General features: G+C 47.7%; 20 protein-coding genes. 6 read left to right on the forward strand and 14 right to left on the reverse strand.

The annotated features are described in order from the left end of the window. Positions 1 to 24: 24 nt before the first annotated feature. Positions 25 to 1,878, reverse strand: coding sequence for an MFS transporter (locus tag GCE9029_RS11075; protein WP_062663335.1), 1,854 nt, complete (start codon positions 1,876 to 1,878; stop codon positions 25 to 27). A gap of 846 nt (positions 1,879 to 2,724) precedes the next feature. On the opposite strand from GCE9029_RS11075, the gene GCE9029_RS11080 reads away from it, so the two are divergent. The 6 genes from GCE9029_RS11080 (at position 2,725) to GCE9029_RS11105 (ending at position 10,620) form a co-directional block, all read left to right on the forward strand. After that, entirely contained in the window at positions 2,725 to 5,910 is a 3,186-nt protein-coding gene (locus tag GCE9029_RS11080; RefSeq protein WP_062663336.1) for a hypothetical protein, read from the forward strand. Positions 5,911 to 5,981: 71 nt separating this feature from the next. Then, complete coding sequence (locus GCE9029_RS11085) at positions 5,982 to 6,491, forward strand: toxin-activating lysine-acyltransferase (protein WP_062663337.1); 510 nt, start codon at positions 5,982 to 5,984, stop codon at positions 6,489 to 6,491. Positions 6,492 to 6,505: 14 nt separating this feature from the next. Further along, a complete protein-coding gene (locus GCE9029_RS11090) occupies positions 6,506 to 8,185 on the forward strand; it encodes a type I secretion system permease/ATPase (protein WP_062663338.1) in 1,680 nt (559 codons plus the stop codon). Further along, positions 8,175 to 9,506: an HlyD family type I secretion periplasmic adaptor subunit gene (locus GCE9029_RS11095; protein WP_062663339.1), complete on the forward strand. Its 1,332-nt coding sequence runs from the start codon at positions 8,175 to 8,177 to the stop codon at positions 9,504 to 9,506. The genes GCE9029_RS11090 and GCE9029_RS11095 overlap by 11 nt, the downstream gene beginning before the upstream one ends. Before the next feature lie 188 nt (positions 9,507 to 9,694). Further along, positions 9,695 to 9,943 carry a DUF3297 family protein gene (locus GCE9029_RS11100; RefSeq protein ID WP_002536576.1) on the forward strand — a complete coding sequence of 83 codons (249 nt, stop codon included), beginning with the start codon at positions 9,695 to 9,697 and terminating at the stop codon, positions 9,941 to 9,943. Between the two features lie 194 nt (positions 9,944 to 10,137). Beyond that, a complete protein-coding gene (locus GCE9029_RS11105; RefSeq protein ID WP_062663340.1) occupies positions 10,138 to 10,620 on the forward strand; it encodes a YehS family protein in 483 nt (160 codons plus the stop codon). A gap of 48 nt (positions 10,621 to 10,668) precedes the next feature. Here GCE9029_RS11105 and GCE9029_RS11110 read toward each other — a convergent pair whose 3' ends face one another. The 13 genes from GCE9029_RS11110 to GCE9029_RS11175 form a co-directional block, all read right to left on the reverse strand. After that, positions 10,669 to 11,124 carry a GNAT family N-acetyltransferase gene (locus GCE9029_RS11110; RefSeq protein WP_062663341.1) on the reverse strand — a complete coding sequence of 152 codons (456 nt, stop codon included), beginning with the start codon at positions 11,122 to 11,124 and terminating at the stop codon, positions 10,669 to 10,671. Between the two features lie 198 nt (positions 11,125 to 11,322). Beyond that, the gene (locus GCE9029_RS11120) at positions 11,323 to 12,561 is read right to left on the reverse strand and encodes a DEAD/DEAH box helicase (protein ID WP_062663343.1); all 1,239 of its coding nucleotides are present in this window, start codon (positions 12,559 to 12,561) and stop codon (positions 11,323 to 11,325) included. 226 nt (positions 12,562 to 12,787) lie between these two features. Then, a complete protein-coding gene (locus GCE9029_RS11125; protein ID WP_062663344.1) occupies positions 12,788 to 13,186 on the reverse strand; it encodes a VOC family protein in 399 nt (132 codons plus the stop codon). Between the two features lie 48 nt (positions 13,187 to 13,234). Beyond that, complete coding sequence (locus GCE9029_RS11130; protein WP_062663345.1) at positions 13,235 to 14,050, reverse strand: helix-turn-helix domain-containing protein; 816 nt, start codon at positions 14,048 to 14,050, stop codon at positions 13,235 to 13,237. A gap of 261 nt (positions 14,051 to 14,311) precedes the next feature. Further along, a complete protein-coding gene (locus GCE9029_RS11135) occupies positions 14,312 to 17,509 on the reverse strand; it encodes an efflux RND transporter permease subunit (protein WP_062663346.1) in 3,198 nt (1,065 codons plus the stop codon). After that, positions 17,506 to 18,621, reverse strand: a complete 1,116-nt coding sequence (locus GCE9029_RS11140; protein WP_062663347.1) for an efflux RND transporter periplasmic adaptor subunit — start codon at positions 18,619 to 18,621, stop codon at positions 17,506 to 17,508. The genes GCE9029_RS11135 and GCE9029_RS11140 overlap by 4 nt, the downstream gene beginning before the upstream one ends. Next, positions 18,618 to 20,207, reverse strand: a complete 1,590-nt coding sequence (locus GCE9029_RS11145) for a class I adenylate-forming enzyme family protein (protein ID WP_062663348.1) — start codon at positions 20,205 to 20,207, stop codon at positions 18,618 to 18,620. Before GCE9029_RS11145 ends, GCE9029_RS11140 begins: the two co-directional genes overlap by 4 nt. Beyond that, complete coding sequence (locus tag GCE9029_RS11150) at positions 20,204 to 21,517, reverse strand: MATE family efflux transporter (RefSeq protein ID WP_197475353.1); 1,314 nt, start codon at positions 21,515 to 21,517, stop codon at positions 20,204 to 20,206. Before GCE9029_RS11150 ends, GCE9029_RS11145 begins: the two co-directional genes overlap by 4 nt. Beyond that, on the reverse strand, positions 21,514 to 22,626 hold the full coding sequence (locus GCE9029_RS11155; protein ID WP_062663350.1) for an acyl-CoA dehydrogenase family protein: 1,113 nt from the start codon (positions 22,624 to 22,626) through the stop codon (positions 21,514 to 21,516). Before GCE9029_RS11155 ends, GCE9029_RS11150 begins: the two co-directional genes overlap by 4 nt. Continuing rightward, positions 22,623 to 23,225: a hypothetical protein gene (locus GCE9029_RS11160; RefSeq protein ID WP_062663351.1), complete on the reverse strand. Its 603-nt coding sequence runs from the start codon at positions 23,223 to 23,225 to the stop codon at positions 22,623 to 22,625. Before GCE9029_RS11160 ends, GCE9029_RS11155 begins: the two co-directional genes overlap by 4 nt. After that, positions 23,225 to 23,980: a hypothetical protein gene (locus tag GCE9029_RS11165; RefSeq protein ID WP_231870084.1), complete on the reverse strand. Its 756-nt coding sequence runs from the start codon at positions 23,978 to 23,980 to the stop codon at positions 23,225 to 23,227. Before GCE9029_RS11165 ends, GCE9029_RS11160 begins: the two co-directional genes overlap by 1 nt. A 137-nt stretch (positions 23,981 to 24,117) precedes the next feature. Further along, the gene (locus tag GCE9029_RS11170; RefSeq protein ID WP_062663352.1) at positions 24,118 to 24,387 is read right to left on the reverse strand and encodes an acyl carrier protein; all 270 of its coding nucleotides are present in this window, start codon (positions 24,385 to 24,387) and stop codon (positions 24,118 to 24,120) included. Positions 24,388 to 24,613: 226 nt separating this feature from the next. Continuing rightward, complete coding sequence (locus tag GCE9029_RS11175; RefSeq protein ID WP_231870085.1) at positions 24,614 to 25,573, reverse strand: alpha/beta hydrolase family protein; 960 nt, start codon at positions 25,571 to 25,573, stop codon at positions 24,614 to 24,616. Positions 25,574 to 25,575: the final 2 nt, after the last annotated feature.

Here is a 25,575-nt window from a genome sequence, read left to right on the forward strand (position 1 = left end):
TCAACAGGGTGGCATTTTTTGTTCCTATATCAGCAAACTCTGTACTTCCTTTTGCAGCAAGTGACGGTTTAATGCGTTCGGTTTTAAGAGCTCACCGATATTCACTTCAATCTTTGACCAAAACCGTCTTGGGCGGGTCGTTAGTGCATGGCCGTTTTTATGACTGAAGAATGAACCCCACAACCCTTTCAATGCCATTGGGATGACCGGAACCGGTGATTGAGCGAGGATTTTCTCCACGCCAGGTCTGAATTCACCAAGTTCACCATCAGAGGTTAAGCGGCCTTCTGGGAAAATACAGACGACTTCGCCGTTGTTTAGTGCCTGCTCGATGGTTTCAAATGCAGCCTTGTAGGTCTTCTCGCACTTGCGTGGTGAGCAGATAGGAATGACACCCGCATGACGGAAAACGTATTTCAGTATTGGCATTTCACTGATGGATTTATCCATCACAAAACGTACCGGGCGGGTTGATGTTCCCATCAAGAGCAGTGCATCGACATAGCTGACATGGTTGGCGACAATCAAGGCTGCGCCTTGCTCTGGTATATGCTGGCGGCCATTGACCGAAACGCGGTACAGGCAGTGGCTCAGCAAGTAACTGATGAAACGTTGGGTGAACTCAGGCACCTGACGGTAAACGTAAACCGCCACGATGAAGTTCCCTACCGCCATTAGTGCAAACAGCTCAACAATTGATAAATCCAATACGCTCAATACCAAGATAGAAACCAGTGCCGAGGCCACCATAAATAACGCATTCATAATGTTGTTTGCTGCGATAGAACGAGCGCACTCACCGTCTTTAGCGCGTGACTGAATAAATGCATACAGCGGAACAATAAACACGCCTCCACTGACACCCACCATAAAGAGATCAAACATTACGCGCAGATGGCTTGGTTGAGCGATGAAGCTTTGCACGCCATAAAACTGCTCGTGGAAAGATTCAACGGAAGGAACTGCCCAAAGTAAATCAGCGCTGAACAGTGTCAGGCCAAGAATACCGAAAGGAAGAATGCCCAGTTCCACATTGTTGAAAGACAGCTTTTCACAGAGAAAAGAACCTGCGGCAATACCGATAGAGAACAGGGCAAGCAGCAGCGAAACCACGGTACTGTCCGCATGCAGGTGTTCACGGGCAAAGTTCGGGAACTGCGTCAGATAGGTTGCACCCATAAACCAGAACCAACTGATGGCGAGAATCGACATCCAAATCCCGCGTTGTTTTTTGGCGACTTTGAGTGTGTTCTTCATGCCTGAAATCGGAGAGAAATACACTTTCTCCGGATTGGAAACGGGCAAAGATGGAATGTTCACGCTACTCAAAAAGCCAATCAATGACAGCGAGACTACCAGACACGCTGCAATAAATGTCCCGCTTGGCATGGCGAGCAGCAGACCTGCACTGAGCGTACCAATAAGGATAGAGAGGAAAGTACCTATTTCGACCCAGGCATTGCCTTTTACCAGTTCATTGGCCTTCAGAGCCTGAGGTAAAAGAGCGTACTTAACCGGTCCGAAGTAGGCCGATTGGGTTCCTGTCATAAAGAGTAGGGCCAACATCAGCAAGGCATTTTGCGTCAAGATGGCTGCAGCGGCGCAGCCCATAATGGCGAGCTCTGCCAGTTTCAAACGCTGAATGAGTTTGGCTTTATCCATATTGTCGGCGATCGCGCCTGCATGCGCAGAAAACAGGAAGAAAGGCAGAATGAAAAGACCGGCAGCAAGGTTAACGAAGAGATCGACCGAAACAGGAAGTGAATCAATAAAGCTGTAGGTCACCATCAACAACAGAATGTTCTTGTAGATGTTGTCATTCAGTGCGCCTAGGCACTGAGTAAGAAAATAGGGAAAGAATCGTTTCGTGAAAAACATGCCGGCTCCATAGAGTCAATTCGCATCAGATGTTTTCACTTTAAAAGCTGTGAGCTTCGATGCCAGCTTGTTGAAAAGAGTCTCGATATAGGAAACCAAAAGTCATACAGAGTAAGACTTTTATTTGCCTATCTTGCTCTTTGGGCTTTGCATTACCAGTAGGCTCGTATACCTAATCCTCCATATCTGGATGTCATTTATTATTTACACCGATAAAACGCTATGCATTCTGGAAACATCTACAAGCCGGCGTAACACCTGATTGGGCGCGGCAAATTTAGGCCCGAAATAGATGCACCCTCTTAGTGCAAATAGATGTACATAATAACGTATTACCCTGTAAGCGTTTCTTCCATTTAGCACAATAAATCGTCTCCAATATAAGAAAACGGAATGTTTTATAACCAAAATCGTAATGGTTTGAGGGGAACGCAAATTCATCCCGCATTCACTAATTGTGAATGGTTAAAAATTGACCATTGTTCGATTGTTTAGCCTTAATGTCTAGCTTTCTTGTAAATCTGTAGAGTGATCTACTGGTAAGACCAAGATGTTGCAAGTTTGTTAACGTTTCCATAGTAAGTTTGTGGGTTTAGGTGCATGGATATATCAATTGAGATGTCTCTCTCATCTAAATAACCAGACAAGGTTTCATATTGAATTATTCAAGATCATGTTGAATATATATTCACTTTCAATAAGTTTTTTCTAATTTGCGTGCGGTCGAGTTTTCGACCAGCATCTCGTCGTGTAATCGATAACAACAATAAGATCCAAGGTTTATGCGGAATATAAATCTGCGTAAAAAACCCCTTACAGCAAACAACACTACTTCGGAGAAAAGTAATGACCGTTGATTATGCAAACACGACGACTGCAACGAATAATCAGGAGGATGCTACGTTCACTCAAGCTTCTCAGTTACTCCGGGCGGCATTTGACGCCACGCTGACTGATGAAGAAAGAGATGCAGCACTGAATGAGTTTATTAATTTCTATCAGGATGATTTTCAGTCATACATGATGGAGCACTATGAAACGAACACCAACGTGACCGTGCTGCCACAGGAAGAACTGAATGAATACATGCTCGAATTTGTCTTCTATGAAAACCTTCAGGAAACCTATTCGATAGAGCTACCAGAACAGCTGCAATTCATTGAAGAGATTTTCAACTACAACGATTCTTTGGAAGACTTGGATTTGCATGCGCGATTTGCACGTGCCAAAACCATTTCTTCGTTTATGAACATCTATAACACGCTGAAAGTTGGTTTGATCAAGACAGACGCAGATGGGAAAGTGACCTCGACGTTTACGCCTGCGCAAATCAACGCGATTTACCTCAATGTACTCACCAAATTTAAAGGTGCAGCAGGTGCCGTTCTGCTGCCTTCCTACATTCATCAAATTTTCCATTCGGATGATATATCTGGCGTACTTCAGGGGCTCAGTGGTGTTTTCTATTCACTGAACTCGATCACGGAAGCTATTCCAACCGGCGCAACCCTATCAACGTTTGGCGTTTCAACGGGCGCTTGGGGAACGTATTCCGGTGGAGCAATCAATATTGTTGCTGGCACCTTGCAGGTGGTCGCGGGTTTGGTCGGTGCCGCTGCTTCGTTGGCCACACTGATTGAAGGTGAGGAAGCATCAGATTTCATTGCAGGTGTGGGCGGCTTGGTTGGTAATGCGTTGCTGGCCGTATCAGGCGGCTTGCAAGCGGCGTCTGGGGTGGCAGCCCTTGCAGCAACCGTAGCGTCATTCTCTGCCGTCATGGCGCCTGTTGCCGCTGTGCTGAGTGCAGCTGCTGCGGGGGTGGGCGTGTTGGCTTCTGCGGTGATTATCACTACTCACATTGCCACCTTGTGGGCAAACGGCGACCTGTCGATTGAGCAGAAAATTGCCGGCACCATTGATGCCTTCTTGCTGGTAACGCCATTAGGCATCTTGGGCGTCGGCGCGACCTCTATCGTCAATATTGTGGATGCTTACAAGACCAAAGCTGAGTTGGCGAAGCTGGGAGAGTACGAGACGCTGGAAAACAATGCCGACGGCATCTTGTTTGATGGTGATATGCAAGTGGCGCAGCTTCTGGTTGAGAAGGCGTGGCTCGGCATTATTCCTTTCTACAATGTGATCCCTTGGTTGAAGGGAATTGTTGAAGAGGCCATGCGCGATGCAGATTTGCAAGAGATTGTTGAACAGTATGGATCGGTTGATGCTTACTTTGAGCAGGCTCTCGAAGCAAGAGCACGATACTTCTATAACAAAGCGACACCGGGCATTAAGACCTTCCTGGAAAACAATGAGCATATCGACGAATTTGTCAGCCTAGATACTTTTGATAGCACGGCTGCCGGGGCGCATCAGGAATACTTTGCCCATTGGCTCGACTCACCTGATTCGCTGAACGCTCAACAGCACTACATAGCATCATGGGATGAGAACGGTCTTCTGGGCTTCGAGCAAGTGAAGGCGACAAATGGCACGCTCACTCTCGATATTTCGAAAGACAATGATTCTGACGTTACGCAGTATGTTGACATGCTTGAGGGCATAAAGTTACTGAACGTACCTGACGAAAATTACCAAACAGAGCAGGAAGGTAAACATACATATAAGACAACCATCGCTGGTGTAAATCAGCACAAAGTGATCATCAATGATGGGGCGCGAAATACCATCCTTGATACCAAAAGAGTGGTGACTGAAGCGGTTATCGAAGACTCGATATACAATCGCCTTTCTTCCTCTGAGTTCTCTGTGACTGCCAATTTGGGCGACGGAGATGACATCTTCTATAGCTCTGCGGCTAAGTCCTACTTTGATGGTGGCGAAGGAAACGATTACGTTTCCTACAATAATCTTAACAAGGGCGTCACCGTAGCTGCCGGTGCAGAAGAAGGGAGTTACTTAGTTCATAAAGCAGGCAGTTACCTTGTTAAGGTTGGTGTCATCAATGAGAAAGAATATGATGATGTAGGCAAGGACTCATATACAACAGAAGTGTTTGAGTTTGAGGATCGCACTGTTTACTTCAACAACTGGGACACAATAAAAAATGTCGAAGGCGTAATTGGATCCAATGGCCACGACACTTTCCACGGCTCTCAATGGGACGATGTGTTCAACGGTGAAGACGGCAATGATTACCTCTCCGGTGCTGATGGTAACGACACGCTAATCAGTGGTGACGGTTGGGACACATTGCTTGGCGGCAATGGCAACGACAAAATCATTGTCAATCTCTCCGCTGAAGGTATGGATACTATCGATGGTGGTGAAGGGGTGGATACGGTTGACCTTTCCGGTTCAGACTCTGTTTATCGCGTGAATTACTATGGAAGCTACAGCTACGAAGTTAAAGATGGAAAAAACACTAAAACGATTTCTGACTCCAAAAGTGAGAGCGACTTCGGCTTCGCGTCACTATATGTAAACCTCGAGGAGGAAGAGTATACGCTTACTTCAAACCATGCCAGTAGAGTTCGTTGGCTCTCTTTTGAGGATGGCAAGTACCACTATGCGTACGACCGTACCGGACAGTTCGTGAAAGAAGGCACTATCGCCAATGTTGAAAACCTGATTGCCACTGACGGCGATGACGTCGTCTACGACAGCATGGGCGACAACACCATCTCTGGCGCTAAAGGTAATGACCTGCTGGTTTCCAGTGGCGGCAGCGACATCCTGGTCGGCGGTGAAGGCAACGACAAACTGGTCGCCAACGAAGGGTTCAACCTCCTCTTTGGTGGGGAAGGCAGTGATACCTTTGCCATTGGCACCTCTTTTACCGGCGGCACACTGTTGATGGACTTTGTTTCCGGATCGGCTGCCGCAGCAGACACCGACGAGCTGGCCGACAAAATCGAAATCGCCAGTAACTTTGCAGACAGCTTTGACGCACTGCTCTCCTTCGCAACGGAATATCGCGGGAATACCACCTTTGAATTCAATGAAAACGCATCTTTAACGTTGAGAGACGTCGAGGTTGCCGATTTGAGTGCTCAGGATTTCCGCTTCGTGTAATCCATTCCTGAACGAAAACTGACAGCAGAGGTGGCATGACACGTTGGCATGCCACCTTAAGGAGAGTTGCAATGAAACTGACTTATGGAAAAGGTTCTCTAGGCGAAGCGTGTTGGATGTGGATGCAATCGCCGCTGCACCGTAATTGGCCCGTACGTCTCATGCAGGCATCGGTGATACCGGCTTTTCAGAACAGCCAATATTACATTTTCAAAGACGGCAGTGAGATCGTCGGCTACGTCAGCTGGGCGTTTTTCGATGAAGAAACGGAAGTGAAATACATCGCCAAACCCCACAGCCTGGGGACGGACGAATGGCGAAATGGCAACCGTCTTTGGTTTCCTGATTTTATTGCCAAAAACGGTTATGCCCGCTCAATGGTGCATATTCTTCGCACAGAAGTATTCCCCAATAACATTGCCCGTTCACTTCGGGTGAAAAAAGACAGCACACACGGGCGGATTATCACTTATCAAGGGGTCAACATGATTGGTCGTGTGAGAGAGTGCCTTCAGCCGATCAACTTTGATAAATCTGATGTGCTTCGCCCTGCCGAAGATACTTTATCGAATCTCGGCTAGGGAAGGGCATCACCATGTTTTCGACCATTAAACCGGCCATTGGGTCGGTGGCCGTGGTCAGCTTTGCCATTAACTTGCTGATGCTGACCGGGCCCATTTTTATGCTGCAAATCTATGATCGTGTGCTCGCCAGCGGGTCGATTCCAACCCTGTTGGTGATCTGTGGGTTTGCCGTCATCCTCTACAGTTTTTTCGGCTTGTTCGATGCACTCAGAGTACGGATTTTAGGCCGCATTGGGCAGAAGCTGGATATTCAATATTCAGGCACCTGTTTCGACCTATCTTGCCGCTTACCCACCATGTTGGGCGCAAAAGGCAGTGTGTTCCGCCCAGTTCAGGACTTAGAGCAAATCCGCCAATTTGTGGCAAGCCCAGGCCCTGCCATGTTTTTTGATATGCCCTGGCTGCCTTTCTACCTTGCCTTGGTTTACCTTTTTCATCCCCTTCTCGGCATGGTGGGTATTGTGGGTGCCTTGGTGCTGATTGCTTTTCTGGCATTGAATGAGTGGCTGTCAAAAACGCCTTCGGAAGAAGCGTCTAAGGAAAGCAGTCACCGCCAGAAACTCGCTGAAGAAGGCAGAACCCACTCAGAAGCTATTTGCGCCATGGGCATGCAAGGCGCTTTGGTACGACGCTGGAATGAAAGAAACCGCTCGTTTCTTCCACGCCAACGTCATGCGACTGACGTTTCCGGTGTCTTTGGCTCTGCCACCAAAACCATTCGCTTTATGTTGCAATCTGCGGTGCTGGCAATGGGTGCCTGGCTCACCATCAAACAGGAAATTTCTCCGGGTGTGATGATTGCGGCTTCCATTCTGGTGGGACGCGCGCTCGCGCCCGTTGAACAGGCGGTTTCCCAATGGCGCGGATTTCAAGGCGCGAGATCTGCCTATAACCGGCTCACCAAACTGCTGGAGCTGGCCAAAGCCAAACCGGAAGTGATGGATATTCCATTGCCAAAGGAAAATCTTTGCATCAATTCGCTGGCGTGCGCACCGGCGGGCGTGAACAAACCTGTGCTTCATGGTGTTTCATTCCAACTGAATGCGGGCAATGCAATGGCGATCATTGGCCCTTCCGGTGTGGGGAAATCGACGTTGGCGCGCACGATTTCAGGCCTTGCGCCCCCATTAATGGGGGATGTGCGGTTTGACTGGGCTGAGCTGGAGCGTTGGAGCGACGAACAGCTCGGCGAGATCATTGGTTATCTTCCACAGGAAGTGCAGTTGTTTGACGGTACTATCGCTGAAAATATCGCCCGTTTTTCTGCGGAGGTTGATGCAGACAGTGTGATTGACGCTGCCAAAATGGCGTCAATCCATGAGCTTATCCTCCAGTTTCCTGATGGTTACGACACCGTGATCGGTGCGGAAGGCATGTCGTTATCCGGTGGCATGAAACAACGCGTCGCGCTTGCGCGGGCCATGTATGGCAACCCTTTCCTTGTGGTGCTGGATGAACCCAATTCAAACCTCGATGCCGATGGAGACAGTGCGCTGACGTCGGCTATCCACTCCCTGAGAGAACGCGGCAGCATTGTCATCATAGTGGCGCATCGGCCAAGTGCACTGACGGCAGTGGACTATGTACTGACATTGGGAGAACGGCGGATGAAAAGCTTCCTTCCCAAAGACAAAGCACTAGGACAATTGGTGAATTCGGTGCCAAAGCAGGAGAGCAACCGTGGTAGATAACTCTTTTATCGACTTCCCAGCACAACAGGACGTTGACAACAGCCTGAATAATCACAAAAGGACGATGTGGATCCTGGCCGCTGTACTCGTATTGTTGCTTGGCGGCTGGGCGGCATTTCAGCAAATTTCCGGCGCTGTGATTGGCTCAGGTGTCATCGTGGTCGAAAGCAATGCCAAGCAGGTTCAGCATCCCAAAGGCGGGGTGGTCAGTACCATTTACGTGGATAACGGCGATGAAGTCCAAGCCGGACAGCCGATAGTGCTTTTCGACAGTGAACTGATTGAAACTAAATTGACCATCACTTATCAACAATTGGTGGAACAAACGGCAAAGCTGGCGCGTCTGGAAGCGGAAAAAGATGAACGTCCATCGATAGATTTTCCGTTGATTGAAGGACAGAACATACTGGATCAGCAAGAGGTGGACGACATTCTTGCCAGTGAACATGCACTGTTCCGCAAGCGCAGAGAGTCGCTGTTTTTGCAACGCCAGCGGTTGGAAGAGCAAATCTCCAGCCTGAACCTTCAGATTGATGCGCTGGAAGCGAAGGTGGTAGCAAAAAACCGCGAAGCAAACATCTTAAAGCAACAAGTCGGTGACACCAGAAAACTGCGTGCTAAACAGTATGTCAGCAAAGACAACCTGCACCGTTATGAACGAGAACTGTTGATTGTAGAAACGGAAATAGCGGATGCAAAAAGCCAGATCTCCCGCTCTCGGCAAGAAATCAGTGAAGTACACCTGACATTGACCCAAATCGATACTGACCATCGCACAGACGTATTGGCCGCGTTGCATGACACCCGTTACCGAATTGGTGATTTACGGGACGAGTATTTCTCTCTCGCGGATGAGTTGAAACGCATCGTGATAAAAGCGCCGGTCAGTGGTTACGTTCATAACCTGGCGGTACATACCCGGGGTGGAGTGGTGACGTCAGGTCAGGTGATCATGGAAATCATTCCGAAAGAAGACAATCTGATTGTTGAAGCGCAGATTGCGCCGAAAGACATTGACCAGATCCATCCGGGGCAAGTCAGCCGTGTGCGCTTTCCAAGCTTCAATCAGAAAACCACGCCCGATCTTTTTGCCGAACTGGCGTTGATTTCACCGGACTTGGTGCAACAAAGTCAGGAAACACCACCTATGTACATGGCGAGGTTAAAAATCAATGCTGCTGAGTTGGAGAAGCTGAATGGAAAAGGCCTGATCCCCGGAATGCCAGTGGAAGTGTTTATCACCACTGAGGAACGTTCGGTAATGTCCTATTTACTGAAGCCGATTGTGGATCAAATTCAGCACTCGATGCGGGAAAGGTAAACTCCATTTGTTCACAACGGGCTCCCAACGTGCCCTAAGTGGTTTTTTAGCCAGCCTAGATTTGCTGGCTTTTTTTGATCTTACGACCGTGATGTGTCAAGAGAACTCAGTAGGGCATCAGTACGCTTGAGCACTGGGCTGGCTATGTTTTACAATGGCGCACTTTCAAATGACATCAGGTCAATACAATGAACGACACAACTTCAAAACCAGCGCTGCCAGACCATCTTTCTGGTAACCCACGTAGCCCACACTTTGTGGAAGAATGCTTCCAGCACGACATCGGCATTCGCTTCAACGGTAAAGAGCGTACTGATGTTGAAGAGTATTGCATCAGCGAAGGTTGGATCAAAATTCCTTCACCAAAAGCATTGGATCGTCGTGGCCAGCCACTGCTGATCACGCTGAAAGGCACGGTAGAAGCTTACTACATCTAAGTCTTCCTCCGTCGCAAGAGACTGATTTAAAAGAAAGAGAGCCCAGGTTTACCTTGGCTCTCTTTTTTTGCTCTAGGGTGGCTTTTGGGGCTAACCCTTTTCCCTTAGGTGCAATCTGAGAACTCTGTTAGACTCGCCCGCCTCTCCGGTAAATCGTGTTGATTATGCCGGATTACCTAAGACTAGGATCTGCTTTGACCAATAATGATATCTTGCGCCGTATTCGTTATACCTTCGACTTCAAAGACAAAGAGGTCGTGGAAATTTTCGCGTTGGCTGATGTAACCGTTACGCTTGAACAAGTGGCGGCTTGGATGAAAAGAGATGAAGACGAAGCGTTCGTGCAAATGAATAGCATCGAGCTTTCTTCTTTTCTGAACGGCTTGATCAACCTGAAACGCGGTAAGCGGGATGGTGACCAGCCTCAGCCTGATGCCCATCTGAGCAACAACATGGTGTTTCAGAAACTGCGTATTGCGCTGAACTTGAAAGCGGAAGATATTCTGGAGATTCTGGAACTGGCGAACTTCCGCTTGAGCAAGCACGAGCTGAGTGCATTTTTCCGCAAGCCGGACAACAAACACTACCGTCAGTGTAAAGACCAGATCCTGCGTAACTTCCTGATGGGTGTGCAGCTAAAACTACGCCCTGAAGATCAGACGGAATACCAAGACTGATTGCTAATCCAAACAAAGCCCGGTGATCCGGGCTTTGTTTTTGGCACTTTAGTTAGATTTCGCGTTATCCAATGTATGGACAGTGACATGGAACTTTTCATTACCTGGCATGCGGCCGCTGGCGATACCTGTTTCAATAAACCCAACAGATTGATAGAACTTTAGAGCAGTAATATTCCCTTTTAACACTTCAATAGCGAAAGTACGTGCAGGTGAGCCAATCACGGCATTGACCAATGCTTTGCCGACACCACGACGATAGGCTGTTGGATCAACGTACAACCACGCGATCTCTTCATCATCATGTGCGATAAACCCGACAACCTGATCATTATCCTCTGCGACCAGAAGGTGATAATCAAAGAGGTCTTCGTTTTTTGCCGCTATTTCCAGTGGAATGAAAGCGTCTTCAAGTGAAGCCCCTCGAAGCTCATCTAATCGAGCTAAATCATGAATCTCGCAAAGGCGAGCCCAATCATTTTCCGAATATTCGCGAATTATCATGTGTTTTATCAAGTTTCCAATTAATGCCGAGGTGCCTTACAAAAACAGCTTTTTTAGTCTTGCCAGCAGGGAAGTAGTGGGTTTTATAGCACCGTTTTGCCGGTGCTCTGTGAGATGGCTTGCCAAAATGCGATTAAGTGAGTGCTTTCTCTTTAAGGCCTTACTATCCATTTGGGCACAAGCTTGGAAACAAAAAAACTAGCTCCGCGTTTTCGGTTTGAATTGTTTAATGGAGCGTTTGCTGTTGCTGCGACGGTTGGCTTTCTTGTCGCGTGGCGGACGTTTTCGCTCGCTGGTGTTGCTTTCTGCTGCAGGTTTGTCGGTCACTGGGAACCCTTCAAGTGGAAGCAGATCTAGTGTTCTTCCCGTTAACTTGCGGATGGCGTTCAAGGCATCAGTTTCGCCATGGCAAACCAAAGAGAGCGCCAAACCATTTTCGCCAGCACGTGCGGTACGGCCAACGCGGTGTACATAGACAGGCGCGTTCGGTGGTAAATCGGCATTAATGACCACTGGTAGCGCATCGATATGAATACCGCGGGAAAGCAGATCAGTGGAAACGAGAACGGTCACTTTCTTAGCTTTAAAAGCTGCCAGGGTTTGCTCGCGTGCTGTCTGATCTTTGTCGCCATGAAGCGCCGCCACGGAAATGCTGGCTTTGGTGAGTTTCTTCGCCAGGGCATCGGCATTGCCGCGTTCTCCGACAAACACCAATACCTGATCCCAGCCATGTTGTTTGATCAGCGAAATCAACGCCTGCGCTTTACTGCCTTTGTTTACAAGGTAAAGGCGCTCTTCAATCTCTTCCACCACACTGTTTTTCTGGTGGGCTTCGATTCTCACGGGCTTAAAAAGCATCGATGTGGCAGCAGATTCAAGTGCTTGTGGCATGGTGGCTGAAAACAGCAGCGTCTGTCGCTTGGCAGGCAACATTTTGAGTAGAAGCTGAACATCTGGCCAGAATCCCATTTCCAACAGACGGTCTGCTTCATCAAGCGCCCAGAGTTTTAAAGCGTGAAGTGATACTTCTTCCTTGTCGATGAAATCAATCAGGCGACCTGGCGTTGCCACGATAAGTTGCGGTTTGTCCGCCAGCTCTTTGAGCTGGTTTTCAGGCGCGACGCCGCCACATAGCATCGCGGTTTTGATGCCCACGGGTGTGGCTATTTCATCAATCGCTTTGATGACCTGAGCGGCCAGTTCACGGGTAGGAACCAGCACCAATGCCTGAATGTCTTTCTGGCTTGGATTGATGCGATCAAGCATTGGCAGACTGAATGCCAGCGTCTTTCCGCTACCTGTTTGCGCGAGTGCAATCACATCGCAGCCTTTCAAAGTGGCTGGAATGGCTTTTTCCTGAATCAGGGTTGGGGACGAGAGCGCTTCAGGTAGCGCAGCAAGTAAAGCAGGAGAGAGATTCAACGATGAAAAAGTCATGGGCAGTCACAATGAGATTGGAAAGGTGGCGAAGTCTAACAGTGAGTCGCCAGGAATTGTACGAAAAGCTGTTTGATTTTGTCACGCGGGAGGAGAGGAAGAGAAAAGCAGATACCGAAAGAGGTGGAGATACCTGCTTTTGCAAATGTCTATAAACGATCTGGCTAGATTGCATTTCGCTTGGTTAGATAGTGGTCATCGCACAAAGCGTTCACTTTCCACTGCGTTATTGACCTTCCATATCTACGTGCTGAACGATATCTAATCGGATCCCTGCTGGATCTTCAACCATAAAATGGATTTGCCCCCAAATCTCCTCTTTAAGCGCCATGGCAATGGGCAGGTCCAGCTCTTTCGCGGCCGTATATGCTTTTGCTGCATCTTGGACTTCCAGAGAAACGACGTATCCTTCCGGATGCATAATGGGATGAAGAAACGCCGGCTGGCTGGCATGTTCAGGCATTAGAAAGCCAAGCTGAACGCCAGAGCTAGGGGAGACAAGATGCAGATAAAATGTGTCGTCATAAAATACAGCATTGAACCCAAAAACGGTTTCATAAAAACGCTTAACGGCTTCGAGCTCTGACGTCACCATTACTGGGAACATAGCATTAATTTCTATCATAGCTTCTCTCCTGAAAACGAATGTGTGTTGAACAGAAGTGAGTATGTGTTATCGGCGATTCTGACGATTGTATAAAACGGACATTCGCTTAAATTCTTGTGGTGTTAGGCCAGAGAATCTTTTGAACTCGCGGATAAAGTGGGATTGGTCGTAATAGTGTGCCGCCCAGGATGATGCGCCTTGGTTTTCTTGAGTCAGCTGTTTAACTGTTTTCTGAAATCTCAAAACACTTGAGAAAGACTTTGGGGACATCCCCAAATGAAGTTGTGTCAGCCGTCTTAGCTGTCTAGCGGAAACGCCAAACTCGGCGCATTGCTTATCCGAAAGTTGAATAACAGATTCAGTATTGTGGAGGCAATAGCGGATGAAGCTAACCAAGCGTCGGTCAACCGAAGGGGACTTCACCTCTCTCAGCAAAGCCGTTCCAACATATTTGCATCTTTCACTAAACGAGGTAGTGCGTTGAAGACCTTCAAACACCTCCATGAAAACTGATGGCGACACGAGTTCGAGGGATCGCGTATCAGGTGTTACTGCATCCCACTCCCCGATAGGGTGCGGAATGAGACCTTGATTTGCCAGTACGCGAAATCTGACACCAAAGTAACTGACAGGCCCAGAGAGCGGGAACTCGATTGAGGAAAGAAAGGGCGAGACGATGACGTTGTCGTCGATGTCTCCAACATTAATGATCCAGTCGACGCAATTGTCGGGCATGCTTCGATAAAAATGCTCGCCGAAGGGGACATCTAACTGCCAAAAGCTATGTATCCAGTGACTCAGAGGAGGAGGAGGCACATAGACTTTATAAGCGTTTTGAAGAGTGACAGACCCTTGTGCAGGTTGATAGTCGATATCAAGCAATACTCGTTGCCTCTGTTATGAATGTGCTTCATTTTTTATATCACAGGCATTTAGGTTGGGACTGCTTTGTCCTGCCTTACTTCCGTTTCATCAATAATGTGGGAGATTGCGCTCGATAACCCGGAAGGTGCTGCAATGGTGATTCAATCCATTGAAACTCTTGCGTGATAAGCATAGATGATGGGAATTCGAGTGAAACCAAAGCACCAGCTGATAGCTGGTGCTCAACTAATTTTATTGGTACCCATTTTTCTTTAGTACTTAACTTACTGTTTTTATTGTTTGCTGGGTAAGAGAAACCTCGGCATCCCCCTCCTGCTTGGAGGATTTTCGAAACAGAAGACCTCGGTACAAGGTTTTTGGCAAGCTCAACATAACCAGAGGGACGAAGTAGAGAACGGTGATGAATGAGATGGTCATACAGAACACAATGACCACTGCGATATTGTATTTCGCAACGGCACCAAAATTAAACTGGAATATTAGTGGGAGCACGCCGAGGATCAGTGAGAATGAGGTCATGAATACCGCATTGAAGCGCTTCGAGCATCCCTGAATGATGGCTTCTTTCATTGAGGCTTTTTGTCCATTTTCTCTTGCCAGCCTGAGCACTTCATAAACCATGATCACGGCTTGCTTGGACGACAAACCCACAGCCGTCAAAATGGACAGACGGGTGTAGATGTTGTCACTAAGCCCGAACAAATCGAGAGCAATATAACCTGAGAAGTAGGTGATAGGTACGGTAGAAATCATGATGATGATCGGAGCTATCAGTGAATCAAACAGCACGGTCAGGAGAAGGAAAATCAAAACAAGAGAGAACAAGGTGATCTGAACGTGTTCTGTGACTGATTTAGAAATTGAGCGACTCGAACCTAAAAAAGTAATGTTGTGCTCGGGGACTCCTTTCGCAATCAGAATGTTTTTCAGAGTTTCGATGGCTTCGTATTTATTTGCACCCGACAAGGTTATCCCACGAATTTGAACGCTAGGTAATCCATTGGTTTTGTTGATGTCTCTTGGTTCGAATGAAGGCTCGACCCGTTGGATGGCACTCTTCATGATTTGGCGGCTGCCATCGTCATACAGTGTGTAGTCATCAACCCATGTCATTTGAGGCATTGGCGTGGCTCGGTCGTAGTTTGCTTCGGAAATACCAAGATAGACTTTCACATTGTCATTAGCGTGTGGTGTTTTTCCTATGTAGTTGGGCTGGGCAAAGGCGGCAATTAAAGAAGCAAAGTAGCGATTTTCGGCACTGCCATACGTTGACGTGTCTACAAGCGTTTCGATATTGAACTGGTTAGAAACATACTTCGCGTCATGGATAAGAAACTCGTAGAGACCCGTCGCCCGAGCCTCACTGAGGGCCTTTTCTACTTTTTCCAAAATCTCTTCGGTGTCACTCCCCATCACGGCAATATCAATCGGAAAAGTTGAAGCACCGGGTATGTCTGTCGGAAGTATGACAAACGAGCGGCTCAGTGTTTCAGATGCCAGTAGTGACGCCAGACTCTCTGATTGTTTGACCAACGTATTGTTTCTCTGAGGATTCTCGCTGAACTGTTGAAGGAGACTGTTCAAATCTCCGAACAAACCCTCAGAAGATGTTTCGTATTCAGGCTCTTTCAGACGCACGTAGTGAGTGATCATGTTGCTGTCTGGCACACCCGTGACATAGTTTGTCGACTCAACCCAAGGCAGACTTAGCACTTTCTCGGTCAGGGCGTTCGCTTGCTGCTGCACCTCGATTGATGTCGCATTTGGACTCACTTCGCTAAGTACCATCAGTAAGCGCTTGTCTTCTGGCGGCGCGACTTCATTGTTTGTGTTCTGCCAAGCAAGGTAACCGAAGGCGAGAATACCTAGCAATGCAAAGGCCATCGTCGCCCGAAATCCGCGGCTTTCCGCAAACCAAACGAGTGAATGACGATAACCGCGCATGACTGGGTTTTGGTAAGGCGCAGACTTTCCTTGTTCGTTTCGGACGAATTGGGTGGGCAGGAGCTTGGGAGTGACCAGCACAGAAACAAACAGCGAGCAGAGCAGTGCAATTGAAATGGACAAACCAAACTCCTTGCTGACAACACTGTAGTCAGCGCTGGAGAAGATGTAAGGCAAGTAGACAACAACCAGTGTGAGGGTGATGGCGACCAACACCATCATGATGGCTCTGAGATTGTTAAGTTGACGGTTTCCCGCTCTCGTTTTGTCTGACCCCTGGTTTTGAAGATAGTCTGTGACCACAATAGAGTCATCAACCACCAAACCGATAGCGATAATCAATGCAGTGATCGTAATGAGGTTTATTGAATCCAGTGACACTGAAAAGAAAGCGAAGGCCAGCAGCAATGAAAGAGGGATGGAAAGCGAAATAGCCAAGGCTGATGCTGCGGAACGTGTAGTGAAATACACAATCAAACAAGTGACGACGACGGAAAGGATAATGGATATCAACGTCTCCTTAATAGAGCCGTAAAGCATCACCGTGCTGTCCATGATTTCCTGTGCCTGTAAATCAGGCTCGTTCTGCAAGAATGTGGTGATCATTTGCTTCACGTCACCAGCGACCGAGAGCGGGTTGTCTCTTCCATCAAAAGTCGCGAGAAGCACAACGCCATCTTTATCATTGAACTGTGCCTTAACCCGTGTGTACTCGTTGGCTACACGAAAATCGGCGATATCAGAGAGGGTATGAATCCCTTCAGAATGGCTGTCTTCAATACGCAGTGTCGCCATCTTCTGAATGCCGTTGTTGACCTCTTTGTGATGGAAAATCTCGTAATTCTCGCCATCAACCAGATAGCTGGCAGGCTGGGTAAACGCATTGCGTACCGCGTCATAAACCTGATTTAAAGCGAGGCCAGATGCGTTGAGTTTGTCCTGATCGATGTCGATGTAAATGGCATCACTTGGGCCGTACAAGGCAACAGACTGGATACCTGGCAAGCTACGGAGGATAGGTGTGATTTCTGTTTCCAGCAGTCGGCTCACCAGTGCATCTGAGCGAGATGGAGAAGTAAACACGTAACCCAGGTCAGGCGCATAATCGCCTTCATCGAGGCCAGAGGTCAGCTCATCCAGATTGTTTTGAACCATGGTGCTGTTAGTCAGCGCATTACTGATGTCTCTTGCAACGGCATCTATATCTACACTCTTGTCGAACTTTCCAGTGACGCGGAGCGCATTGTTTTCAACCGTTAGACGGGTGTATTCGAGCCCGTCTTGGGATGCAAAAATATCTTCAATATCGCTGGCAACGTGTGTGGCGATGTATTTGGCTGGCTTATCGAAAAACTGTGCAGAGACAAAAATACTGCTGCTGCGCGAGTAAGGGAAAGAAGTGAGAGTGGCGAACTTCAGCGCTGCCAAACCACAGAGGGTAATGAGCAACATCAAAATGATGTAGCCCATCTTTGAGTCAAAATACCGTTGCAGCGGCGATTGCGCCTTCATCGAACCATCCCCACAAGTTGTTGAGTGTCATTGTTGTCAGTGTTGGGCTGAGGCTTTATGCGCACAAGTTCGTTATCGAGTAGCTTAAAAGAGCCTGCTGTTGCAATGCGATCACCTGCGCTTAAACCGCTTTCCACTTCTAATATGCCATCGTCATACCAATGCACCTGAACGTAAGCTTTGTTGACACGTCGACCTTTGAGTTTGAAAACATAAAATCCTTTGTAATCGAGATGAACATATTTGTTCTCGAGGAAAATGCCTTGCTCAGACTGGTAGAAGGGCAGGCTGGCTGTGCAGCGCTGGAACAGTGAACGGTTGGACATTGCTTTGACGTTGTCATCACCCTCATAGGTATGGCTGACATTGCCGTAGAGCTTCACGAACTCACCGTTGTCCTCAGGCTCGAAGTGGCTGTAGTTAGCCATTGCCATCTGTCTTCTATCGTCAACGGACTGAAGTGAAATTTCGTTTTCCAAGGCCAACGACGAGAAAATGTGCAGCGGGATACGGGACGTAAACTCGAATGAACTGTTGCTGTAAAACGTAAGAACGGATACGCCTGGTACCACTCGGTCGTGCATTTTTACGCTTGGCGTTTCGAACACACCATCTTCCGGCGCATAAAACTTGAAGGATTCAAACAAAGCGGTTTGGTAATCCACCTCAGCCCGGAGGTTATCCACTTCCAGTTGGAGTTGATCCATCTCTTGTCTGGATTGCTTCACGCTAAGCGAGCGGTAACGCTTGAGGTTGAGTGCTGCCAAGCGCAGATTGTTCTTCGCGACTTGATAGGCGTAGCGCACTGACTCATTTTCGATTTCTAACAATAACTCACCCTTCTTCACCTGGTGTCCGCCTTTGCGCACATAAATCACTTCGCCTTCCACTTTCGGTGCGATGTGATAGATGTGTTGGGGTGCAATCATGCATGACGATTGATAAACCTTGTGACGTTGTTGCTGACGAACAGTCAGACTTTCAACTGTTTTAAGTTGGAAGCCAGCAGGTATCTCAGTCTCCGAGGTTTTCTTTTTTACACCAGCCAGCGCATCAGAAGTGGTAGAGGCCAGCACCAACAATGGAAGAAAAAGGGCGAGTTTATTGTTCATAGTGTTTCCGCTACCTGTCGTTGTGGTTCACGGGATGCAGGCTCTGGCATACGCAGGCCTTCATATTTGCCTTGCTTGAGGTATTGCTTGTTGTGCTTTCCGTTGTCGTTGATAGGAATGTCAATCAAGCGCTCAATCCGTTTTGGCAAGTGGGAAGAGAGGGCTGAGCGTTTCTGTAGACGCTCACGCACTGCGTCGTCGGACAAGGTTTTGCCGATTTCTTCGACGATAAATGCAGTAATGTTGAGGGATTTTGCATCCACCAAAATACAGGCATCTCGGATTTCAGGTTGAGACTTCAACCACTGCTCATGTTCTTTGCAGGAGTACTTCAAACCATCAATCTTGAACACTTCATCTTTACGCCCGCTGAGGTAGAGGTAACCATCGCTATCCATGCGGCCGTAATCACCAGTGGCGAGTTTCTTCTGGCGGTCATTTTCATCAAAGAAGATGGCTTTGCGCGTCGCTTCAGGATTGTCGAGGTATTCCGTCATGACGTGCGGGCCTGACACCACAATCTGGCCTTCTTCACCATAGGGAACGGGTTGGTTGTTATCATCAAGGATCTCGATGCGTGTGCCGGGAATGGCAACGCCAACACTTTCCGGTTTGTTGGCATATTCATCAGGGTGAAGCCAAGTAGTGCGTTTGCACTCGGTCAGGCCATACATAGAGAAGAAGCGGCAGTTTGGAAAAACAGCCTGCATGTAATCGACTTCTCCACGGTGGATGGCTTCACCGGTGTTAGTGATTGTGGTGACAGACTCGAACTGACTCTTGCTGCCAAACTGCTTGATGAGACGCGCCATGGAAGGAACGATAGGGAAGTGTGTGGCGGATATCTTCTGGATCTCCATCAGATTTTTCTGGGGAATCATGAACGAAGAGGTCAGGTAAGTACGGCAACCTGTGAACAGTGGGAAAAGGATCTGATAAAAGCCGTAATCAAAGTTCAACGGCAACGCGTTGTAAATGACATCATCACTGTCGATTTCCAGATACTCGGTGATCGATTGGGCGGCAAAACTGACATTGCCATAGCTCAGCGCCACCCCTTTCGAACGGCCAGTTGAACCGGATGTGAAGAACACCAGGCCAATGTCAGTGGCTACCGGGGCACGCTGACGTTGCTGCGAAGAAACCTGAGTGTCATTAACACCGGTTGCGCGGTCGTTACGAAGCCAGGCTTGCGCATTGAACGCTTCTGTTTCGGCATCTCGATAGTAACCAAACTGATACTGAGCGTTTTGAGCATGTTCAGGGGCGATGAGCAAGAGGTCGGCTTCGTACTGGTCGATAATCGACTGGTTTTTCACCTTGTCTGCACGCGCATCAATATTGGCAAATAACACGCCGAGCTTATTGGCAGCCAGTAGCAGCGGCATGGTGTTGATACCGCGGCCGGCGACGTACAGCAATCTGTCACCCAATCCCAAGCCAAGTGCTGACAGTGCGCTGGCATAGTCATCGGCTTTTTCGCGAAGGGTGGTAAACGTCCAGTCGTGTTGCGAATCACTCAAACAAATCTTGTTCGGATAGCGTTGCTGGATGTCGATCAATTGGTGGTATAGCGTCGTTTTCATAAGGTCACACTCTGCATTTTTTGCATCAAATGGTATTCATAGCGAGAACGTCCGATTTCAAACAGGATGAAGATGGCAGACGCGAAGAACGCTACAGCGAGTAAGGTGTAAAGTTCGGTGCTGGTGGTGCAGTAAGGACGCACCAGTTCTATCAGGACGACTTCACCGCCGAGATAGAGGAAGTTGTAGATAAAGGCACGGCGGGAGCGGAATGTTTGCTCCATGAACACCGTCATGCCGACGTAGGTAGAAAGCACCAGAAGCGCGGGTGCAATGATGCGAAGATACTCAGCACACTCAGCAGCAACGCTGGGCTCATTGATCAGCCATTGCGCAATCTGCTCACTGAAAATGAATACCGCCAACAGTACCGGGATCTGATAAAGCAATGAGTGAGTGACAAATTGCGTCACACTGTTTTTCAGCATGCTGTAATCATATTCCGCTGAGTGTTTGTTAAAGCGGATTGCCTGACTGACGCCGACGGCAATCGACAGCATAATGATGATGTTCTGCACGCGGGAGTAGAGCGGGAATGCAGAAGCAGCAGCATCACTGTACTGAAGCAGCACGTAGGTGATGTAGAACAGCCAGGCAATCAGCAGCAGATAACTCGAGAAAATGGGTACAACAATGGTGAGTAACTGCTTGAATTGAGACCGCATGGCACCGAAGTAATGCATCATCCGGGGGGCCAATAATTCGCGCAGTGTAGGCGATAGCGTTAACGCAACCGCCATCGACACAAGGGTTGAGCACACTGCTGCGTAGGGCATCGACATAACGCCGTGACCTTGTTTGGCAAATAGGTAAATCAAGCTCAGTTGCAGCACATTGGCGATAACGACAATGCTGGTAGCGGTAGCGTTTTTCTCTTTTGCGAACAGACAGGTCGTGAGAACGGAAGAGAAGGTGATGAGCAGGAATGCCCCTGCCATTGCTGTCAGCAAATCGACAAAATCGAGGTAGGTGACAATCGGCAAGTCAAAGTAGGAGCGAAGCATAGGAAGTGCTCCCCATGCTATCGCTGACAGTGCACCAAACACACCCACAGCCATCGCCAACAGGGTGGCGAGTGCCCCATGAACCTCGTTCGACTTTGTATCCTCGTGACTAGATACTACAGGGAGCGCCCCCGCCCTCAACGCATCTGACAGGGAAGACAGGGTAAAACCGAACGGCATAAAGACCGTCAGGATCAACAGCGCCCGCTGGTCTTCCTGGCAGATAATCCACACCGCCAACAATTGCGTGACGAAAGTCGATGACGAGGAGGCAAAGATGGAGAGGGTTGAGACGATCTGTTTCATAATCCTCTCCATGGGCTTTGATAGTCATTGCGCTTAAGGATATTCACCAGATTGTGTTTCTGGATAACATGTGTGCCTTCCATGAAGTCCACGCCATAGCTATCGCGCATAAACTTGCGAACGTGAGTAAAGCGATCTGACTGAAGTTTCTGATAATGTGTGAACAGAAACGGACGGATTTGCTTCACGAAATCATCCAGCTCAATTTTTGCCATTGATGAATATGCCGTGTTGTCCGGTTCTTTATCGGCAGTTCGTGCCGCCGCAATGTTCATTTCGCGCATGTTGGCCAAGGTGGTGTTGAAGTGACGGCAGGTTTCCAGTGGAATATCGACCTCTTCACCATGTTCAAGCAGTAGATCAATGACTGCCTGCGCGTAGCCAATACTCAGTCCAACGACACAAGGGCGCATTTTGTTAAAGGTGCGGATCATAGAGAACAATCCACGTTCGCAAGGGTGAAGATGTTCGCCCAACAGATTCTCACGGGGTATGGGCATGTTGTTGAAAGTCAGGTATGACAGACGCGCTCCGCGCATACAGTGTTGTTTGAGTAAGCGACGTTCTAGATGGCCACTGTTGATCATCTCTTTGGTCAGTAACGCCGCGCGAGTTGCGAGCGGGCTGCTGCCGGTTTTGAACAACACGACCCCCATTTCACCGCGGGCCCCGTTTCCGATCAGCCACTTTTCTCCGTTTAAGACGCCGTTTTCCAGACGCGATTCCAGGCGGCCTGCATCACTGCCTTTGTTAGGTTCTGTTACAGCAAAAAAAGTGCGGCAATCATGGGCTTTCAGGTAGTCATAAAACTGCGCTTTCTGTTCGTCAGAGCCCGCCTCATTCAAAATGACGCCAGATAGGCTTGGACCAGGAGAAAACAGCAGCGAACCCGGGTCTCCATACGAAAGCTGTTCGAACATGCGCACACGCTCTTCCGTGGTCATGGAAAAACTGCTCAGCAGGAGTTTATCCAGCGCCGGATTACGGAAATCGGCCCCTGTCAGAACATCCTGATAGCTGTCTACCGCCGTTGATATTTCACGCAACCATTCAATATGGTCGGGGTATTTCTCGCCATAGGTAGCTTGATATCTGTCTAAATTCATCATCGCCAGTACTCCAGATCATTCAGCAGCAGTGCGAACTGCAGGTGTTGTTCCACACTTGCCCCTGCCAGAATGGAAATGCCACCCTGAAGGTTGGAAATGATGTTAGATGCAAGCATGGCGCGGTCAGCGAGTGGTGAGAGGGTTTCAGGAAGTGAATCCGCCACCATCTCAAGCTGAAAAAGAAAACGATGGTAATCAGCCACAGACAGGCTGACGTTTTCGATGTCGATCAGAGAGGTTTCTCCGACTTTTTTGGTTTTTAGACGTTTGATCAGGTGGCGAAAGTTATCGAGCGAGTTTTGATGAAAAAGGCTCACTGCTTCTTGAGTGAAAGCCTCCCAGCTTTGTTCCTTCAGGTGGGATTGGAGTGACTTGGTGGTTTTCGGCAACTTCACAAAACTGAAGTGCTTCAGTGATACCAGGTTTTCTATCTCCCATGTATTTAGTGAAACAGAGGTGTCGAAGGATGAGCCCTGTGTGTCCAGAATCACATAGCTGTGGTCTGCCAGTGAAAGCTTGGAGACGATGACGCCAGTGATATTTTCCTGATGCTGATATTCAACAGCAGCGCATTGGTTTTCGAAGTCGAGACAATACATTACAACGGCCTCAGCAAAGTAAGAGTTGTATTCAACGATTCGGCATCTTCATCAACGAATAGCCAAATTCCATGTCGAAATGATTCAGGATTATTTTGATATTCCGATATCAACTTCGGTAAGGTGTTGACGGAATAATCATTGGTAAGGTAATAGGCATTATCTAATAGATCTTTGGAGAGCTCCCCTCTATCAGTTAGATAGTCAATTTGCTTAAAAGCAGCACTATTCCGTTGCAGGAATAACACACAGTCAGACGTACTTAACTGGTGGTTAGCCAACAAGTTAGTAATGATGTTGGATAATGCGAAGGTTTCAGAATAAATCGTATTTTCATTTAAATACTGAGAATCCAAAACCTTAAATAGCGCGCTGGTATTATCCGCCTGACTAACAAATAATGCCGAACCACTTGAATGATTTGGAATGAGATTATTGTCTGGGAGAAAACGGGGTACGGAAGTTTGTTCCATACCTACCAATATTTTCTTCCTAAGATCTGACTTTTCATCAGTATTAAACAGAATGTGAAGCGCGGTAGTTGTAGCAATAGATCCTACATCGCAGACATCGAGAATTTCGGCATCGAGATTGCTCTTCCAGAGGAAATATGTCGCGAAGGCAGAATAGTCTGGATCCCATTCCGGTGTCCAATAGCTAAAGGTGACGTCCGAGACATCAGGGAATTGCTCAAATGGCAATCCCTTGTCCAGCACATTATCAATGATATTGGTATAGCTATACTGGTCACCCATCAGAAAAGTCTCTTCAGACAGAGGCTTATCAGAGATCCGGTGTAAGTCTTTAAAATAAGTGACATACCGATCTCGTGGTGTCTGGCTAAGATGCCTTTCTGACATAGGGAAGTGTTCGCAGTAATTGATATACATAATTAAGCAGCCGTTTCGAGTGCAACGTTATCTACGATGTAATCCACCATGGCGCCAATTGAACTAAAGTGGCGCTCTTCTAAACTTTCTGGATTAATAGAAAAACCATCAATAGATTCTTCCAATTCCATCAGAAATGTCAGGGAGCCCAGTGAATCCATTCCTAGATCGTCACGAAGACTGGTATTTTCCGTAAGTTGAACATCTTCCGGTACTGTGATGGTTGATTTGAGAATAGTGATCATTTGATTGTATGCGTCTTGTCTTTCCATTTTGAACTCCATTTGTCCTGGTTATGTACGGGAAATTAATTATTCAGTACAAAACCATTTAAGCGCAAAATGGATAATTTATAACCTGATACTTTTTACAGCGATAAGTGTAAATTCTTCTATTTGGTTGAATTCAATAGGTTGTTATAGGATTGGAATTAAACTGTGTTAGATCTAACAGGTAATAAAAAAGCACCCATTAGGGTGCTTATTAAAATAATGATGATTATTTAATGGCAAGATTGTCGTCAAAAAAATTAATGACATTTTTTATCAGTGTGTTCTGAAATTTCGCTCTGTCAATGGGAATAGGATCCCGGCAACTTTCAATGAAATAGTTGAACGGCCAAGAGCATGTTGGTAAATAGGCATAGTGACCCGCTTCCATGAGTTCCTGATGTTCTTTAACATAACTATGTTGCCGTGCCAGATCATCCATCTGACCGACTGAAATGAACTCATCTTTGACGCCATTGGCGAGGAATATAGCAGGCGCATCTGCGGGTTTATCCAAATTAATCAATTCAGTATATGCGGGTGCAAAGAGAGCGATGGCCTTCGCGGGTATTGATGGGGTGGGTGTTAACTCTGGCTCTGCAGAAAGTGCGCTTATACGTTGACTGAACCTTGGGTTACAAATCAGCACATTGTCACCCGGCGAAAGCGATGAACAGTAATTTTCCTGTTTATCAAGCAGAGCTCGAAAGTGAGTGCTGGTGAGTGCGGCATAGCCTCCCAGCGAGTAACCGAGTATGCCAACGGGTAACTGCTTTAGATTTGCATCATTGAGATACAAGTTCTCTAACAGAAGTTTCAAATGCCTTTGCCTGGCCACCATAGGGTCATTGGAAAGCTGACCACTCCTGAGCCCCTTCAAGTCTTGATGCGAAACGGCGGCAACCACGTATCCTGCTTGAGCAAGATTGGCCGCGTATCGCTGCAATGAGTCTGCATTGGCTGAAAAACCGTGGGAGATGAGAATGACGCCTTTGGAGGCCTCTCCGGACTCTGGTAATCGCCACAATTTGGCGGTGAGTGAGGTTTGCCCTTTTGGATCTTCAACACCAAAAGTTGAAACATTAAGTCCTTTCTCAAGTGTTATATCATTCTGCTGTTTAGACAGCTGATAAACCGAAAACGCTACGCCGACAATGACGATTGCGACAATCGCAATGAAAATACTCATCT

Origin of the sequence: Grimontia celer (assembly GCF_900055185.1) — a bacterium.
Taxonomy (GTDB): Bacteria; Pseudomonadota; Gammaproteobacteria; order Enterobacterales; family Vibrionaceae; genus Enterovibrio; species Enterovibrio celer.